This window comes from Erythrobacter sp. EC-HK427, assembly GCF_902498745.1.
Lineage (GTDB): Bacteria > Pseudomonadota > Alphaproteobacteria > Sphingomonadales > Sphingomonadaceae > Alteraurantiacibacter.
On sequence record NZ_LR701479.1, the window covers coordinates 1,990,599 to 2,005,038 of the forward strand.

At 63.1% G+C, this 14,440-nt stretch carries 15 protein-coding genes; 2 read left to right on the forward strand and 13 right to left on the reverse strand.

Annotation, left to right across the window (positions count from 1 at the left end; genetic code table 11):
- Window positions 1–36 precede the first annotated feature (36 nt).
- Window positions 37–651, forward strand: coding sequence for a hypothetical protein (locus GC121_RS09825; protein WP_151974113.1), 615 nt, complete (start codon window positions 37–39; stop codon window positions 649–651).
- A 93-nt stretch (window positions 652–744) separates the two neighbouring features.
- Window positions 745–1,590: a hypothetical protein gene (locus GC121_RS09830; protein ID WP_151974114.1), complete on the forward strand. Its 846-nt coding sequence runs from the start codon at window positions 745–747 to the stop codon at window positions 1,588–1,590.
- Window positions 1,591–1,599: 9 nt separating this feature from the next.
- On the opposite strand, the gene GC121_RS09835 is transcribed toward GC121_RS09830, so the two are convergent.
- The 13 genes from GC121_RS09835 to GC121_RS09895 all read right to left on the reverse strand — a co-directional run bounded on the left by GC121_RS09835 (window position 1,600) and on the right by GC121_RS09895 (window position 14,357).
- Window positions 1,600–2,223, reverse strand: a complete 624-nt coding sequence (locus tag GC121_RS09835; protein WP_151974115.1) for a trimeric intracellular cation channel family protein — start codon at window positions 2,221–2,223, stop codon at window positions 1,600–1,602.
- Window positions 2,220–2,918, reverse strand: a complete 699-nt coding sequence (locus tag GC121_RS09840) for a PepSY domain-containing protein (RefSeq protein ID WP_151974116.1) — start codon at window positions 2,916–2,918, stop codon at window positions 2,220–2,222. The genes GC121_RS09835 and GC121_RS09840 overlap by 4 nt, the downstream gene beginning before the upstream one ends.
- A gap of 109 nt (window positions 2,919–3,027) precedes the next feature.
- A complete protein-coding gene (locus tag GC121_RS09845) occupies window positions 3,028–3,441 on the reverse strand; it encodes a VOC family protein (RefSeq protein ID WP_370513767.1) in 414 nt (137 codons plus the stop codon).
- 5 nt (window positions 3,442–3,446) lie between these two features.
- On the reverse strand, window positions 3,447–4,268 hold the full coding sequence (locus GC121_RS09850; protein ID WP_151974118.1) for a hypothetical protein: 822 nt from the start codon (window positions 4,266–4,268) through the stop codon (window positions 3,447–3,449).
- The gene (gene lpdA / locus GC121_RS09855; RefSeq protein WP_151974119.1) at window positions 4,268–5,686 is read right to left on the reverse strand and encodes a dihydrolipoyl dehydrogenase; all 1,419 of its coding nucleotides are present in this window, start codon (window positions 5,684–5,686) and stop codon (window positions 4,268–4,270) included. Before lpdA ends, GC121_RS09850 begins: the two co-directional genes overlap by 1 nt.
- 1 nt (window position 5,687) lies before the next feature.
- Window positions 5,688–6,014 (reverse strand): hypothetical protein, encoded by a 327-nt coding sequence (locus GC121_RS09860; RefSeq protein WP_151974120.1) that lies wholly within the window; start codon window positions 6,012–6,014, stop codon window positions 5,688–5,690.
- A gap of 23 nt (window positions 6,015–6,037) precedes the next feature.
- Window positions 6,038–7,294 carry a 2-oxoglutarate dehydrogenase complex dihydrolipoyllysine-residue succinyltransferase gene (odhB, locus tag GC121_RS09865; RefSeq protein WP_151974121.1) on the reverse strand — a complete coding sequence of 419 codons (1,257 nt, stop codon included), beginning with the start codon at window positions 7,292–7,294 and terminating at the stop codon, window positions 6,038–6,040.
- Between the two features lie 27 nt (window positions 7,295–7,321).
- A complete protein-coding gene (locus GC121_RS09870) occupies window positions 7,322–10,150 on the reverse strand; it encodes a 2-oxoglutarate dehydrogenase E1 component (protein ID WP_151974122.1) in 2,829 nt (942 codons plus the stop codon).
- Window positions 10,151–10,168: 18 nt separating this feature from the next.
- Window positions 10,169–11,059, reverse strand: a complete 891-nt coding sequence (gene sucD, locus GC121_RS09875; protein ID WP_151974123.1) for a succinate--CoA ligase subunit alpha — start codon at window positions 11,057–11,059, stop codon at window positions 10,169–10,171.
- A 13-nt stretch (window positions 11,060–11,072) separates the two neighbouring features.
- Entirely contained in the window at window positions 11,073–11,561 is a 489-nt protein-coding gene (locus GC121_RS09880; protein WP_151974124.1) for a hypothetical protein, read from the reverse strand.
- A complete protein-coding gene (mdh, locus tag GC121_RS09885) occupies window positions 11,558–12,520 on the reverse strand; it encodes a malate dehydrogenase (RefSeq protein ID WP_151974125.1) in 963 nt (320 codons plus the stop codon). Before mdh ends, GC121_RS09880 begins: the two co-directional genes overlap by 4 nt.
- 276 nt (window positions 12,521–12,796) lie before the next feature.
- Complete coding sequence (locus GC121_RS09890) at window positions 12,797–13,105, reverse strand: hypothetical protein (protein ID WP_151974126.1); 309 nt, start codon at window positions 13,103–13,105, stop codon at window positions 12,797–12,799.
- 154 nt (window positions 13,106–13,259) lie between these two features.
- Window positions 13,260–14,357, reverse strand: a complete 1,098-nt coding sequence (locus tag GC121_RS09895) for a cell wall hydrolase (RefSeq protein WP_234421190.1) — start codon at window positions 14,355–14,357, stop codon at window positions 13,260–13,262.
- Between the last annotated feature and the right edge of the window lie 83 nt (window positions 14,358–14,440).

Consider the following 14,440-nt stretch of genomic DNA (forward strand, 5'->3'; position numbering starts at 1 on the left):
GGCAAGGGTGCCGTCGGTCACTGAAGGAGAAGCCTTATGAAAACCATGTCCAAAGCCTTGGCCAAGGGTGCGTTCGCCACTGTTGCGGCCGGCGCCATGGCCGCGGCAGCTCCCGCCGCAGCGCAGGATCGCCATCATGATCGTGATGACGGACTGTCCGCAGGCGAGGTGATCGCCGGCGCGGTTATTCTCGGCGGTCTTGCCGCTGTCATCCTGTCCGGGGACGATGATGATGATCGGCGCTACCGCGACGATGACCGTTATCGCGACAGCGACTACCGTTACCGCGACAATGATTACCGTTCGCGCGATCGGGACTATCGTTACAATGATCGCGATTACCGCGATGACCGGCGGGGCTACGATCGCGGCCTGAATGCGCGGAGCGCGGTCGAGCGTTGCGTCGAAGCAGCCGAACGCCGTGCCCAGCGTTACTCCGGTGCCCGCGCCGAGGTCTACGAAATCTACGATGTTGACCGCGAGCGCGGTGGCTTCGAGGTGAAGGGCCGGATCGCGGTGCGCGACGGCTGGGGCAATAACTACCGTCGTGGCAATCGCAATGACGGCTGGGAAGAAGGCCGCTTCGAATGCGACGTCAGCCGTGACGGGCGGATTTCGGAACTCGACTTCAGCGGCATCCGCGGCCTCTAAACAGGCGACATGAAAAAATGGGCGGTTCAGGCTGGTGTCAGCCTGGGCCGCCTAGTCGTGCGCGCAGAGTATCGCAAACAGGGGAAAGGTCGCATGGCCCTCGTCAAGTTTCGTCTGGTTGGTTTTGCCGCTTTCGCAGGCGCTCTCGTGATCAGCGCGGTTCCGGCGCAAGCCGCCGAAGTGCCCGCTACAGAGGGCGCAGCCGCGCTGACAGCTACGCTGGCGGATAGCGGCGTGACCGGCTCCGAATGGAACGCCTATGCCGATCCGTGGACGCGCCGCTATCGCCGCCGCCATGACCGGCGCGGGGTCGATCTGGGCGATGTGGTGACGGGTGTTCTGATCCTCGGCGCGCTGGCGACGATTGTTGATGCGACCGATGGCGATGATAGCCGGCGCGACCGGCGGGATCGTGATTACGACCGGGATTACGATTACGAGCGGGATCGCGATGCGGATCGCCGCAGCCGTGATCGTAATAGCGACTACGAAAGCACTGGCATCGCCAATGCTGCCGATATGTGCGTGGAGCAGGTCGAGCGTGGGGATGCGCGGGTCGATTATGTTGCCAGCGCGCGGCGCACCGCCGATGGCTGGCGCGTCGAAGGCGTGCTGACCAGCGGCGAAGGCTGGAATTGCTGGATCGACAATGACGGGCGCATCCGCAGCGTCGATTTCGGCGGCGAGGACTATTCGCAGGGGCAAGCATCGGCCTCGGCTGGCACGCAATGGAGCGATGCCGACTATGCCCGCGCCCGCGCGGCGACGGTCACGCCGGCGGAGAGCGAATACACCTATCGCCGCGGCGATGCGCCGCTGGTGCCCGAAGAGGCAGACGGCCCGCAGCCTGCCTATCCCGGAGGCCCGCTGCCCGGCGAGGAGGATTACGAGGCCAGTTACGAAGAGGGTTACGAAACCGCCCGCGCCGATCTCGACTAAGGTCTCGCCTCAGGCCTCGCGTGAATAGGCGGGGAGGCCCAGCTTGAAGCGGATTGCGGCGGCGCGCAGAATGAAACCTGCCAGCCCGGCGACGATCCACACCGGCTCGCGCGACAGGCCCAACGCGTCTCCCAGCACGCAGAGCAGTGCGGAAAGCGCCGCGGCGGTCACGTAAAGCTCTGGCCCCATGATGATCGACGGCCTGCCCGCCACCACGTCGCGGATAATGCCGCCCACGCAGCCGGTCACCACGCCCATCATCACCGCCGGAACGGGCGGGACGCCATAACTCAGCGCCTTGGCCGCACCCAGCACCGCATAGGCGGTAAGCCCCAGCCCGTCCGCATATTCCAGCAGCTTTCCGTCCCACCACCGCGTTGGCGTGAACCAGGCGAGCAGCGCGGTGGAAAAGCACACCAGCGCGATCCACGGGTCGCGAATCCAGAACACCGGCGCATCTATCAGCAGATCGCGCACCGTTCCGCCGCCCACGCCGGTGAAGAGCGCGAAGAACACCATCGTGACGAAAGTCTGCCGTTCCTTGGCGGCGAGCAAAGCGCCGGACAATGCAAATATCGCCACGCCGACGATGTCGAGCACATCGAGCAGCGGGGTGAGAATTTGCGGGGTCATGTCAGGCCCCTGATCCGCGATTTGCGTCGCCGGAACATCAGCACGCAGCCGAGCAGCGATCCGATCACGCCCAAGGCAGCGAACAGGATCAGGATCGGGTGGCTGGTATCCTCGCGGGTTTGCAGATCCATGATGTGCAGGCCCCACATAAAATCGAACACCCGCCACCAGCGCGTGCGGATGGCAGCGATTTCGCCTGTGGTCCGATCAATATAGATATGCGTCCCGTCCTCCAAAGTCGCCCGCCAGGTGGGAACGGGTCGGCGGAAATCGAACGGCGGGTTGTCCGCTCCAAAGGCTTCGAAAGCCACCGTATTGTCGCCGCCAATGATGCGTTCGGCCACCAGCGCGCGGGCATAGGCCTCGTCCGCCTCCGCGATGGCAGCGCCGGTGCCATCGGCGGCGTAGCGGGCGGTGTTGCCTTCTGCATCGGTGACGAACCACACGGGCCTGTCCCCCTGCATTACGGCGCGCAACTCCATCGATCCCGCATCGGGGATGTCTGGCAAAACGAGTTGGGCGGGCAAGGGAGCCTGTTCGATCTCGACGCGCAAATGGTTGCCGCGCACTTCCTCGATAGGGGTGATGACCATTACAAGGCCGGTCACCGTCCACATCAGCACCGGCACACCGACCAGCCAGCCGAGCCAGATGTGCCATTTGGCGAACAGTCGCATGAGTTTGGAGCGGGTCATCATTTTCCTTGTCATTGCGAGGCGACAAAGTCGCCGTGGCAATCCAGTCCAAGCGTTGTTGCTGGAGTGCCGCGTCGCTGCGCTCCTCGCAATGACGAAATTTCTGGCGCTAGTCCTTCGCGAACAGCTGCGCGCGGTCGGCGAAGGCTTTCATCTCGATCGCATTGCCTGCCGGATCGCGGAAGAACATCGTCGCCTGCTCGCCCGCCTGGCCTTTGAAGCGGATGGTCGGCTCCATCACGAAGCGGGTTCCGGCGGCGGCGAGGCGGCCCGCAAGTTCCTGCCATTGCGCCATATCGAGCACCACGCCGAAATGCGGCACCGGCACGTCATGTCCGTCCACCGCATTGCTCGCGCGGTCGCCCGCCGCGCCCGAGAGATGGGCGACGATCTGGTGGCCGTAGAAGTCGAAATCGATCCAGTGGTCGGAGGATCGCCCCTCCGCGCAGCCCATCACGCCGCCCCAGAAAGCGCGGGCCGCGTCCAGATCATCGACCGGAAAAGCGAGGTGAAAGGGAGGCATGGTGGTCATCGCTGCGGAACCTTCTTCAAACCGAGTGCGAGGCCGAATCCGATGATCGGCGCTGCGCCATAACCGATCAGCGGGGTCGGGTAACTGTTCATCATCGCCATGATCGCAAAGCCGAACAGCGCGCCCGCCAGCGCAAAACGCTTCTCGCGGCTGAGATGGCTGGCGAACAGGATCAGCGCGAAACTGGCTGCCAGCGCGGCGGCCAGCAGCAAAGCGAGCGCGACGTTCTGCTCTGCCGCCTGCACCAGCACCCGCTCGACAAAGGGCTGCGGCGGAACTTCACCGCGCACCGCCATCACCAGCGAGGCGAAGAAGCCGATCACCACTACGCCGCCCATGCGCCAGTCCTTGGTCACGTGGTGGATGCCGATGGCGGCAAAGGTGATGGCAAAGCCGGTCGCGGCATCGGGCTGGAAATAGGCGGCGAGGAGCGCAGCGAAGAGGATCGGCGCGCCCAGCTTGCGGTTGCGCGCGGCCAGCACGGCGAGCGGGGGCAGAGCGATCATGCCGGTATGCAAGCCCAGCGGCCCGATCTGCACCCAGCGCTTCACGTCCTGCCCCGTCACCGAATTGACCGCTTCTCCCGCGGTCAGCGGCAGCAGCATGACCAGCAGCAACACGATGGCGAGGATATGGCGGCTCGGCGGCGTATGCGGCCCGCGACCCACGGCCACCCACAGCGCCATGACGGCGAGGACGGCCAGATTGGTGAGCGCGTAATGCGACGGCGCGCCGCCGATGCTCATCCACACCGCGCCCGCGACAACGGGAACCGCCAGCGCCGCGATGGCGGGGAGGCGGTTCCGCAACAGCTGCATCACATATGGATCGGCTTGCCCTGCACGCCCATTGCCGCCTCTTTCAAGGCTTCGGCATGGGTCGGGTGGGCGTGGCAGGTATAGGCGATGTCTTCAGAGGTCGCACCGAATTCCATCGCGAGTGCGGCTTCGGCGATCATTGTCCCGGCAACCGAGGCAATCGCCCACACGCCCAGCACGCGGTCGCTCTCAGCTTCGGCGATGACTTTCACAAAACCGTCGGGCTCGTGATTGGTCTTCGCGCGGCTGTTGGCCGCCATCGGGAACTTGAACGCTTTCACCTTCGCCTTGTCGCCGCCCATTTTGGCGATGGCCTGTTCCTCGGTCAGGCCGACACCGGCGATCTCGGGGAGAGTGTAGACGACGCTGGGGATTACATCGTGGTTCACAATGCCCGTCTCGCCTGCGATCCATTCGGCGACCGCGATACCTTCATCCTCGGCCTTGTGCGCCAGCATGGGGCCGGGGACGCAATCGCCGATGGCGCGCACGCCAGCGACAGCGGTGCGGAATTCGTGGTCGATTTCGATCTGGCCGCGTGCGTTTGTTTCCAGCCCGATATTCTCAAGGCCCAGCCCATCGGTATTGGGCTTGCGGCCGATCGAGACGAGCACGCAATCGGCTTCCATCGTTTCTGCATCACCGCCCGCAGCGGCTTCGAGCGTCAGCGTCGCGGTCTTGCCCTTCACGGATACGCCGGTGACTTTGGTGGAGAGCTTGAATTCAATGCCCTGCTTCTTGAAAATGCGCTGCGATTCCTTGCGCACATCGGCATCCATGCCGGGCAGGATCTGGTCGAGATATTCGACGCAAGTGACCTTCGCGCCGAGCCGACGCCAGACCGAGCCCAGCTCCAGCCCGATCACGCCGCCGCCGATCACGACCATGTGGCCGGGGACTTTCTCCAGCTCCAGCGCACCAGTGGAATCGACCACGACGCCCTTGGCATTGTCGACCTCGACGCCGGGCAGCGGCGTGACCGAGGAGCCGGTGGCGATGACGATTTCCCTCGCGGTGACGGTCTCGCCGCCCACATCGACCGTGTGCGCATCCACGAAGCGCGCATGGCCCTTCTTCCAGTCGACCTTGTTCTTCTTGAACAGGAATTCGATGCCTTTGGTCAGCCCGTTCACCGCATCGAGCCGCTGGCCGTGCAGCTTCTCCATGTTGAGCTTTGGTGTGACCTCGATGCCCATTTCCGCCATCGTGCCATTCGCCGCCGCGTCGAAATATTCGGATGCGTGGAGCATGGCCTTCGACGGAATACAGCCGACATTGAGGCAGGTGCCGCCCAGCGTCTCGCGGCTTTCGGCGCAAGCGGTCTTCAGCCCGAGCTGCGCCGCGCGGATAGCCGCGACATAGCCGCCGGGGCCGGCACCGATAATGAGGACGTCGTAATCGTAGGAGTGATCGGCCACGTTATTGCTCCGTTGGCGTCGCGTCGGCAGAGGCTTCTGCCGCAGGTGCGGCACTTGTCGCACATTCATTGACAATGGTTTCGATATTCTCGCGGCTGATGTCGTCCGCTGTCAGGTCAGGATCGTTCAGGAACGCATCGGCGCTGCATTCGCAAACCCCCGCGACCCGGTCTGCCACGATCCCTGCGCTTTGCGACATTTCCTGGCATTGCAGGACGACGGCATTGCGGATTTCCGCCTCCACCGCATCGCCCGCCATCTGCGTGGCGGCATCGCAGCCGGTGAGCGCTAAGGCTGCAGCGGCAAGGAGAGTCATTTGCTTCAGCACGGGCCGGGTTCCTTTATCGCACATCACAGATCGATCAGCATCCGCATCGGATCCTCGATCGCTTCCTTCATGATCTTGAGCGCAGTCACTGCCTCGCGCCCGTCGATGATGCGGTGATCGTAGCTCAGCGCGAGATACATCATCGGGCGCACCACAACCTCGCCATTACGGACGACAGGGCGATCTTCAATCCGGTGCAGGCCAAGCACAGCAGACTGCGGCGGGTTGATGATCGGGGTCGACATCAGCGATCCGAACACGCCGCCATTGGAAATGGTGAATGTGCCGCCGGTCATGTCTTCCATCGTAAGCGTGCCTTCCTTGGCGCGCTTGCCGAAATCGGCGATGGCGAGTTCGATCTCGGCAAAGCTCATCGCATCGACGCTGCGCACGACCGGAACCACCAGACCATTGGGCGCGCTGACGGCCACCGACAGGTCGACATAGTCGTGATACACGATCTCGTCCCCGTCGATATAGGCGTTGACTGCCGGAACGTCTTTCAACGCCAGCGCGGCGGCTTTGGCGAAGAACGACATGAAGCCCAGCTTGATGCCGTGCTTCTTGGCGAACACGTCCTTATAGGCCTCGCGCGCTGCGATTACGGCGGTCATGTCGCAATCATTGAAGGTGGTGAGCAGCGCGGCATTGTCCTGCGCGCTTTTCAGCCGCTTGGCGATGGTCTGGCGCATCCGCGTCATTTTGACGCGCTCCTCGCGGCGTTCACCCTTTGCCGAAGCAGGGGCGGGCGCGGGAGCGGGTGCGGGTGCGGGTGCGGGTGCGCTTGCCGGAGCAGCACTGCCCGCGCTTTTCGCTTGGGCGGCGGCGATCACGTCTTCCTTGGTCAGGCGGCCGTCTTTGCCGCTGCCCTTGATCGTGGTGGGATCGACCCCGTGTTCGATCACCGCACGGCGCACGGCAGGCGACATGGTGAGCGAGGGATCGACCGCAGCGGTGTCGTCAGCTTCGCTCTTCGCGGCGCTTCCGGCATCGGCAGGCTTGGCAGCAGCAGCAGGGGCAGCGGCGGGTTTGGCAGCCGCGCCGCCTTCTTCAACAATCGCGATAATCGCGCCGACTTCCACTGTGTCGCCCACGCCGACCTTGTGTTCGCCGAGCACTCCGGCGACAGGCGAGGGGACTTCGACCGCGACCTTGTCGGTTTCGAGGCTGGCAATAGGCTCGTCAGCGGCGACCGCATCGCCGGGCTGCTTCAGCCATTCGCCAAGAGTGGCCTCGGTAACGCTTTCGCCGAGAGTGGGAACTTTAACTTCGGTTGCCATGTGACTGTTTTCCTTGGCGTCCTGTGATTATTTCTTGGCGCGCTTGGCATTGCCGGAGACGCGCCCCGACAGGCCCAGCGCATCGGCGATGAGCGCATCCTGCTGTTCGACATGGCGCCTTGCAAGTCCGGTGGCGGGGGATGCGGCTTCGTCGCGGCCCGCGTAAACCGGGCGCATACCCTTGTGCCCGGCGGCGGTCAGCGCGTCCTCGATGCGGTTCTGCACGAAGAACCACGCACCATTATTGTGCGGTTCTTCCTGACACCAGACGACCTCTTGCAGATTGCCCATCCGCTTGAGGCGCACGGCGAGCGGTTCGCCGGGGAAGGGGTAAAGCTGCTCGATCCGCACGATGGAGACATCGTCCAGACCTTCGGCATTGCGCTTTTCCATCAGATCGAAAGCGACTTTGCCGCTGCAAAGCACAAGGCGGCGCACCTTGGCATCGGCAATGTCCTTGCGGTCCGAAAGGATGCGCTTGAAGCTGCTGCCGTTGAGGAAGTCGCTCGTTGCCGATTTTGCCTCCGGGTGCCGCAGCAGGCTCTTGGGCGACATAATGACCAGCGGCTTGCGGAACGGGCGCATCATCTGGCGGCGGAGAACGTGGAAGTAATTCGCCGGACTGGTGATGTTGCAGACCTGGATATTGTCGTTCGCGCAGAGTTGCAGGAAGCGTTCCAAACGGGCAGAGGAATGCTCCGGCCCCTGCCCTTCATAACCGTGCGGCAACAGCATCACGAGGCCGTTGGCGCGCTGCCACTTTGCTTCACCTGCGGCGATGAACTGGTCGATCATGATCTGCGCGCCATTGGCAAAATCGCCGAACTGCGCTTCCCACAACACCAGCGTTTTGGGATCAGCCATGGCAAAACCATATTCGAAGCCAAGCACGCCGAACTCGCTCAGCGTGGAATCATACACCTCGAACTTGCCATGCGGCAGAGTGGTGAGGGGGATGTATTTTGCTTCGGTGTTCTGATCGACCCAGATCGCGTGCCGCTGGCTGAAGGTGCCGCGTCCCGAATCCTGCCCCGAAAGGCGCACGCCGTAGCCTTCGGATACGAGGCTGCCGAAAGCGAGCGCTTCGGCCGTCGCCCAGTCGAACCCTTCGCCGGTCTCGAACATTGCCGCCTTGGCATCGAGCACACGTTGCAAGGTTTTGTGGATAGTGACTTTCTCGGGCACAGTTGTCAGCGTACGGCCAAGACTGTCGAATAGTTTGCGCTCGATCCCGCTTTCCGCATTGCGACGTGCGGTTTCCGGATCGGCGGGCTTGTGCAGTCCGCTCCAGCGGCCGGCGAACCAGTCGACTTCGTTGGGCTTGTAACTCTTGCCCGCTTCAAATTCCTCATCGAGCTGCGCGATGAACTCATCGCGCATTTCCGGCGCGGTGCCCGGTTCGATCACGCCTTCGGCCAGCAGCCGTTCCGAATAGACTTCGGACACGCGCGGATGGTTGCGGATTGCCTTATACATCAGCGGCTGGGTGAAGCTGGGCTCGTCGCCTTCATTGTGGCCGAAGCGGCGATAGCACCACATATCGATCACAATATCGCGCTTGAACCGCTGGCGGTATTCAATCGCGAGCTTGCAGGCGAATGTCACCGCTTCCGGATTATCGCCATTCACGTGCAGGATCGGCGCTTGTACGCCCTTCGCCACGTCGGACGGGTAGGGCGAAGACCGCGCGAATTTGGGCGAGGTCGTGAAGCCGATCTGGTTGTTGATGATGAAGTGGATGCAGCCGCCAGTGGAATAGCCGCGCACGCCCGACAGGCCGAAGCATTCCCACACCACGCCTTGCCCGGCAAAGGCCGCATCGCCGTGGATAAGCACGGGCAACACTTGCTCATGCGCGTCCAGATCGTCGCGGAACGCCTGCTGCGCCCGCGTCTTGCCGAGCACGACGGGGTTTACGGCTTCCAGATGCGAGGGGTTGGGCACGAGGCTCATATGCACCTTGATGCCGTCAAATTCGCGGTCGGTGCTGGTGCCGAGGTGGTACTTCACATCGCCTGAACCGCCGACATCATCGGGATTGGCCGAGCCGCCCGAAAACTCGTGGAAGATCACGCGGTAAGGCTTGGCCATCACATTGGCGAGCACGTTCAACCGCCCGCGGTGCGCCATGCCGTAGATGATCTCGCGCACGCCCGTGCTGCCGCCATATTTGATGACCGCTTCCAGCGCCGGGATCATCGCTTCGCCGCCATCGAGGCCGAAGCGCTTGGTGCCGACATATTTCTTGGCGAGATACTTTTCGTATTCCTCGCCGCGGATCACGGCCTGCAGAATAGCCTTCTTGCCTTCGGGGGTGAAGCTGATCGTATCTTCGGGCTTTTCGAACTTGTCCTGCAGGAAGCGCCGTTCCTCGGTATCGGCGATATGCATATATTCGAGGCCGACATCGCCGCAGTAAGTGGCGCGCAGGACTTCGAACAGAGTGCCGACCTTGACCCATTCGAACCCGAACGCGCCACCGACATAAACTTCCTTCGCCTCCTGCCCCGCAAAGCCGTGCCATTCCAGCGTCAACTCGGCAGGGACTTCGGGATGCGAGAGGCCCAGCGGATCGAGATTGGCCGCCAGATGCCCGCGCACACGGTAAAGCCGGATCAGCAGCATGGCCTGCACCGACTGGCGGCAGGCTTCTTCGATGCTGGCCTTGTCGGTTGGCTTGCCCGCTGCCGCTGCGGCCTGCTGCACCGCGACGAACATATCGGTCGGATCCATCGCCGCATCGCGGTCTGCCGCGTCGTCGGTGAGCGGCCAGCGCGGATTGCTCCAGCTCGGCCCCGCTTGCGGCCCGTCCTGTCCGGGCAGTTCGGGGAGGAAGTTTTTCGGTTCGTTACCCATGGCGGTTCTCGCTAGCGGTTACGCCAGCTCCTTCAGCAGCGCGTCCAGTGTGGTGCCCAGTTCGCTGGGCGAGGGGGAGACGCGGATGCCCGCATCTTCCATCGCTGCGATCTTGTCTTCCGCGCCGCCTTTGCCGCCCGAAACGATGGCGCCCGCGTGGCCCATGCGGCGGCCGGGAGGCGCGGTGCGACCGGCGATGAAGCCGACGACCGGCTTGGAACGCCCTTTTGCCGCTTCCGCCTTAAGGAATGCCGCAGCTTCCTCCTCCGCAGAACCCCCGATCTCGCCGATCATGATGATCGACTTGGTTTCGGGATCGTCGAGGAACAGGTCGAGCACGTCGATAAAGTTGGTGCCGTTCACCGGATCGCCGCCAATGCCGACAGCGGTAGACTGGCCAAGGCCCACGGCGGTGGTCTGGTGCACCGCTTCGTAGGTGAGCGTGCCCGAACGCGAAACGACGCCGACGCTGCCCTTCTGGAAGATCTTGCCCGGCATGATGCCGATCTTGCACTCGTCCGGCGTCAGCACGCCGGGGCAATTGGGGCCGATCAGGCGGGACTTGGAGCCGGTGAGCGCGCGCTTCACGGTAATCATGTCCATCACCGGAACGCCCTCGGTGATGGTGATGATCAGCTCGACCTCGGCCTCGATCGCTTCGAGGATTGCATCTGCTGCGAAGGGCGGCGGCACATAGATGCAACTCGCGGTCGCGCCGGTGGCTTCCACCGCCTCGCGCACCGTGTTGAACTGCGGCAGGCCGAGATGCTCGGAGCCGCCTTTGCCCGGCGTCACCCCCGCCACCATCTGCGTCCCGTAATCGAGCGCCTGCTGCGTGTGGAACGTGCCGGTATTGCCGGTCATCCCTTGCGTGATGACCTTGGTGTCTTTGTTTACGAGGATGGACAATTGATTGCTCCGACTATTGAACTTTGAGGAGGGCGTAGTTGCTTTGCTCGCGCTGGATCAGGTCGGCAGAAATCATAACCGGATTTCCGCCGATGCCTGCCATCCAAGAAACCTCATCGCTGCCGATTCTCGGTGTTGGCTCCATCCCACCGAAAATTTCGGTGAGGCCCTCTACGAAGACTTCGCGAGTTACATCGGCGCTTACTTCGGAGCCGAAGGAGCAGAGGCTACTTGATACCTCGACAAATGCACTCTCAAAGGTGAGTAGCGTCCTGCTTCCGCTTGTTGTTTCTTCGAGAAGCGTCCAGACCGATTGGGGCTCTGTAACACTTTCTAGACTTCGCGCTGCATCCAATTGAGCTTCGCTATCGCCCACATTCTGAAGGCAAATGAGGACAAACGGCGCAAAGATATCGCCTGATCGAAACTCCTGAGCATTGGCAGTCGTCGGGAACGCCAAGGCAGATAACCCGAGGGCTGCAACGAGCTTGCCCAGCCTCACGCGAGATCTCCATCCAGCCCCTTGCAAGCCTCAAGCAGTTCCTCGACTGCGTCGGTCGAAACCTTGAGGTTGCTCTTTTCTTCGTCGGACAGTTCGATTTCGATGACTTCCTCGGTGCCGCCTGCGCCGATCACGGTGGGCACGCCGACATACAGCCCGTCGAGGCCATACTTGCCTTCGACATAGCTTGCACAGGGCAGGATGCGCTTCTGGTCGCCGAGATAAGCTTCGGCCATGCTGATTGCGCTGGTGGCGGGGGCGTAATAGGCCGAACCATTGCCGAGCAGGCCGACAATCTCACCGCCGCCCTTGCGAGTGCGGTCTACGATTTCGTCGAGGCGCTCTGCCGGAACGCCTTTGATCTTGGCGTAGTCGTCAACCGGAATGCCGTTGATCGTCGAATAGCTAAGCACCGGAACCATCGTATCGCCGTGGCCGCCCAGCACAAAGGCGTTCACGTCCTTCACACTGCACCCGAATTCCCAGGCGAGGAAAGTGGCGAAGCGCGCGGAGTCGAGCACGCCAGCCATGCCCACCACCTTGTTATGCGGCAGGCCGGAAAATTCGCGCAGCGCCCAGACCATCGCATCGAGCGGGTTGGTAATGCAGATCACGAACGCGTCGGGCGCGTGGGTCTTGATGCCTTCGCCCACGGCCTTCATCACCGACAGGTTGATGCCCAGCAGATCGTCGCGGCTCATCCCCGGCTTGCGCGGCACACCGGCGGTGACGATCACCACATCGGCCCCGGCAATATCGGCATAGTCATTGGTGCCGGTGATCTTCGCGTCAAAGCCTTCGATCGGGCCGCACTGCGACAGATCGAGCGCCTTGCCCTGCGGCATACCCTCCGCAATGTCGAACAGGACGATGTCGCCCATTTCCTTTTTCGCGGCGAGGTGGGCGAGGGTGCCGCCGATCATGCCGGAGCCGATCAGCGCGATTTTTTTGCGTGCCATGGGTAAGCCTGTTGTCCTTCAGCTGCCTGCGGGCGCATCCACGTTAGTTCTGCCACAATTCACCATGCGCCCGGCGCGGTGATGCAGCGTGTTTCGGCCAGCCCTAGAAGGGGTGGAAACCCATTGCAACCATCAAAAAGTCTAATGATATGATAATGGTTTTCAATAGCATTTGAGGCCGCGTGGCGCGGCTTTCATGCACGGCGATAGGCCGCCAGAATGACGGCGCGGTGACGCGAAAGCTATCGGCAATGATGCGTAGGGAAGGCGGGCGGCTCAGCGGCGGCCGGTGCTGTCCACCGGATCAAGCTGGCGCGCCATGCGCCGGTCAAGCGCGCGGCAGATTTCCAGCCAGTATTCGAACAGCTCGCGCTCGCCCGCCTTGCCCGCCAGAATCGCCTGTTCGCGGGCGTTCTGCGCGGCGGCAATGCCGTGCTCGGCAAAGTGCCGCAGGGCTGCATCCATCACGTTGCGCTGCACCGCATGGCCATTGTCGTTGGCCGGAACCAGCGACAGCATCCGCACCAGCTCGCGGTGCATACAGACCGAGCGTTTGGTGCGGGAAGCGGCAAAGCGGATGGACATGGGAGGCGGAGTTCCGGTGTTCAAATTGGCAATCAACAGGCGCGATTAGCGACTGTACCCACTTGTAAAATGCACCTGCTAAGCAAGCGTGTTGCACAATGGTTTCCGCGATCTTTAGAACTGCCTACGGGTGCGCGGCCGCTTCACGTCGCGTTTAGTCGCGCTCTATCCAGCGCCCGCTATTGGCATATTCCTCGCGCACATTGCCGCTTTGCGGAAGGATATCGCTGCGCTGCTCTTCAGCAGGTGCAGCCTGGGCTTGCGGCTGCGTACCCGGCGTTTGCGGACGCGGAGCGGCAGCAGTAGGCGCGGCGGGCAGGGCATATTGCGACATATCGATCGGCACATCGAGCGCAGGTGCCTCCTGCGTCGCGGCGCGGGCGCGCTGCGGTGCGGGCTCTCCGCCGCCATAGCGCGAATGGAAGGCCGATGGTCGCCCGGCATTGCCCGGCATCCGGTAGAAGATATGGAAGCCGATCACCGTCACCGTCTCCAGCGTCGGTGCCCAATAGGGGTTGACCGCCAGCGTGTGGTAATGCGTCGCCGTGCCGACGGGGGCATAGACCACGCCCGCCAAGGCCTCGCGCGCATGGCGGCCCGCGCGCGCCCAGCCAGCCGCAGAGGGGCGGCGATTGAGCGCGCCATCGCAAGTAAAGCTGAACTGGCATCCGGTGCGCCGCTCGCTGCCCTGGAACACGACGCCGCACACCGTGTTCGGGTATGCCGGATGCGCCACGCGGTTGAGCACGACCTGCGCTACTGCGCGCTGGCCCGCATCGCTTTCGCTCGCCGCTTCGTAATAAATCGCCTGCGTCATGCATTGCTGCGCGCGGGCGTGATCCTGATCGCTGCCGCGAATGCGCAGCGGGGTGGCGGCAAGCGGCAGATTGGCGAGCGCGCTGGCGGCGTCCTCGCTATCATCGGTGAGAATGCCCGCCCCGCCGATCACCTGGATGGGCCTGTCCCACGCATCGTTTTCGACGAGTTGCGGGGACTCTTCGAGGTAGTAGAAGGCGGAACCGGGAAAGCTCTCTCCCGGCGTTTCGAACGGCATCAGATAGGGCAGTTCCGCCTCGTCTCCGCCGGAGAAAAACCCCGGCGCGCCATTGGCGGCAATCGCCGGAACCGCAATCGCCAGCGCCAACACGCCCGCCTTTTTGGCAAAGCCCTGCATCCGCTCACGCGGGGATGCGCGGCGGGTACGAAAATCCCGACGGGGAGATTCGGGGATGGTGATCGGAACGTGTTCCACCCTTGCCCCATACAGGCATAGTCCTTGCCAAACACTTGCGCATCGCCGCGCGTGTCATGGCGGGACATTGGTTAATGCATGGC